This window comes from Nitrosomonas marina, assembly GCF_900111605.1.
Lineage (GTDB): Bacteria > Pseudomonadota > Gammaproteobacteria > Burkholderiales > Nitrosomonadaceae > Nitrosomonas > Nitrosomonas marina_A.
Genome location: NZ_FOIA01000072.1, coordinates 1 through 2,516, shown reverse-complemented (window position 1 = coordinate 2,516; position 2,516 = coordinate 1). Strand labels below are relative to the sequence as shown.

The following is a 2,516-nucleotide window of genomic DNA, read 5'->3' as shown; positions in this document are numbered from 1 at the left end:
GTCCGGTTTGATGAGGGGAGGCTGTGACGGATGGCGCGTGAATATGCGTTGTTTGTTGCAGTCTTCTACTCTAACGAGCCCTGGTCGGGGAGCCAGCTAAATCAAGGCTTTACAGACTCAGCCGTTTTCCCCGAATTCGTAACGTGACCAAAACGTGACATCGGAATCACTTTGCTGTCACGGGTCGACTCAATTCTGGATGCAGCAAACGCCAGATTTTCAGTTGCAAACTTGGCGTAACGATCCACCATATTCCGGGATTTCCAGCCGCCCAGGTCTTTCAGTTCATCGCAGCTCGTGCCAGCCTGCCGATGCCATGAAGCCCAGGTATGCCGTAAATCATGAAAGCGGAAATCTTCAATACCGGCTTTCTTTATCGCATTAACCCAGGCCGTGTTGGTCAAGTCCCAACGGATAGGATTGCCGCGATAGGTGAAACAGTATTGCTGATGCTTCCCGATTTGTCCTTGCAATACGGTGATTGCATCCTTATTCAATGGAACGCCTCTCGGCGTGCCGTTCTTGGTATGGTTTAACCATGCCGTGCATCGATTCAAATCGACGCGACTCCACTCCAGTCCGGTAATCTCTCTAGCCCGGCATCCGGTTGCCAACGCAAAACGAATCAAAGCCGCCAGGTGTTCAGGTGCAGCCTGTATTAAGCGATCCGCTTCATCTTTGGTTAACCAGCGATCCCGTTCCACTTCACCCGGCAATAACCGGATTTTGGGTATGCTGTCGATCCATTGCCATTCATCGCGTGCCGTTTTCAGCAAATTGCGAATCAAGGCCAGATAACGGTTCACGGTTGCCGGTGAATTGCCTTGCTTGAGCCGTTGCTGAACCACATACCAGATCATGTCGCCATTGACCTGATTCAAGGTAAGCTTACCCAGGTAAGGATCAAGCATTCGGCAAATCCGTTGCACATCCCGGTAGCTTTTCAGGCTTGCCTTAACCGCGAGATACCGCACGACGGCTTCTTGCCAGGTGCGTTGTGGCTTGATATCGAAATGATATTCCCGAAACGCTTCCAGCCTGATTTTGGCTAGCAGTGCTTCGGCATCTTTGCGGTTTTTAGTCCCAGCGCTTTGGCGTATTCTTTTGCCGTTCGGGAGCATTGTTGTAATCCACCAGAAACGTGAATCTTTTCTCCGGTAGACACCTTCTTGTGTTTGGGCCATATAAATTCCTCCTTAGCCCGCCCATGCTCGCGCTGCTTATAATCCTCTATCCAAGCATCTAAATCAACCTTATCGTACAAACTGCGCCGACCCAGTTTGACACATGGAATGCCCAGTTCATTAAACAGCGTAACCCCGATACCCAGGTATGCAGCTGCTTCCTTTTTGGACAAAAAGCGAACCGCAGGCAGTGGCAGGCTAACTTTTTCCATTGTTAGTTACCTTTTGCCTTGCGGTAGGCGTTGGCGGCTTGCTGGGTTTCCAGGTGTTGGCGTTCTTCTTGCGATTGATTCAACAGCGTGTTGAATTCCTTGGCCCGTAGCCGCACCTTTTCAAGAATGTAGGCTTCAGCAGATAAACCCATATAAAAGCCGCGTTCATGGAAATACTTGAAGATATCCATCACATAACGGTCGATGCCTTCGTCATAGTCGGTAATGCCATACTTGGCCATGTAGGAAGCGATTGAACTCGCACCAAGCGAAAATATACGGCTATCATCGGGTACACGTGTGGCCTTGAATGAACGCGATAGCGGCCCACCATCGCCTCCCCAATCTATTGAGGAAATATACCCCCATAAAGGATGAATCGGCCAACGTGAACGGGTTTTATCATCGGGATTGGGTATGGTTAAGCGCAGCCATTCAGTGACAGCGTAACTCCACAAACCATTGAGATTGGATAACACGCTATCCAGACCGATTAAGCCATACTGCACCAACACTTCACGCATGAACTGGAACTCAATGCGCCAGACGGGTTCGTTTTCCTGTCTTCCGCCAGCTTTCCACAATGGCAGTAAATCGGTACGTCCGCTGGCCTGTATTTCCAACAATTTGTCATACAAACGGCAAGAGATACGACCACCCAAGCCAATCGACCAACCTGAAAACTCTTCACTGACTGCATGTGCATCCTTTTTCTTTCCGCGTGTCACCCATGCGTGGCGATTCCAAGATTCCATGTTTTCACACGATACGAAATCAGCGCACAGGTCTATGCGGCTGACATGGGCAACATCGGTTATCGTGCCTAATGTATCCAGAAGCTTGCGTAAGTGAATTTCAGCATTCCTGGGTGTAGTGCTGCACAAATACCTTGAAGATAGCTTCACATACGCCATAGGCGTTTTCTTGCCTGCTCTGGATAGGCTGATACGAAATGCGCCATCTTCCATGACATACGGGAATATGGACGATCCTTTATCCTTGACTTCAAAGATATGATCACCGATAGGGAATCTCTAAAAATATACTTAAAGCGAATCTTTCCAAGCCAGGGAACGATTAGCTGGATTTCCGACTATTTTTCTGTTCAAGAATTTGATTT

Annotated in this window: 3 protein-coding genes; all 3 read right to left on the bottom strand. The window is 48.9% G+C overall.

Going from position 1 to position 2,516, the window contains the following annotated elements:
• Nucleotides 1-101 precede the first annotated feature (101 nt).
• Genes BMY62_RS15695 through BMY62_RS15690 form a run of 3 tightly spaced genes read right to left on the bottom strand, consistent with a single transcriptional unit; the run spans nt 102 to nt 2,364 of the window.
• Nucleotides 102-1,121, bottom strand: coding sequence for a site-specific integrase (locus BMY62_RS15695; RefSeq protein ID WP_371264107.1), 1,020 nt, complete (start codon nt 1,119-1,121; stop codon nt 102-104).
• Nucleotides 1,049-1,396, bottom strand: a complete 348-nt coding sequence (locus BMY62_RS16620; protein ID WP_256207669.1) for a helix-turn-helix transcriptional regulator — start codon at nt 1,394-1,396, stop codon at nt 1,049-1,051. Before BMY62_RS16620 ends, BMY62_RS15695 begins: the two co-directional genes overlap by 73 nt.
• A gap of 2 nt (nt 1,397-1,398) precedes the next feature.
• Nucleotides 1,399-2,364, bottom strand: a complete 966-nt coding sequence (locus BMY62_RS15690; RefSeq protein WP_177170428.1) for a replication initiation factor — start codon at nt 2,362-2,364, stop codon at nt 1,399-1,401.
• Nucleotides 2,365-2,516: the final 152 nt, after the last annotated feature.

Bases quoted from the DNA above. Each gene is read 5' to 3' on its own strand.
- BMY62_RS15690 (WP_177170428.1), bottom strand. From the start codon at position 2,364: ATGGAAGATGGCGCATTTCGTATCAGCCTATCCAGAGCAGGCAAGAAA.
- BMY62_RS16620 (WP_256207669.1), bottom strand. From the start codon at position 1,396: ATGGAAAAAGTTAGCCTGCCACTGCCTGCGGTTCGCTTTTTGTCCAAA.
- BMY62_RS15695 (WP_371264107.1), bottom strand. From the start codon at position 1,121: ATGCTCCCGAACGGCAAAAGAATACGCCAAAGCGCTGGGACTAAAAAC.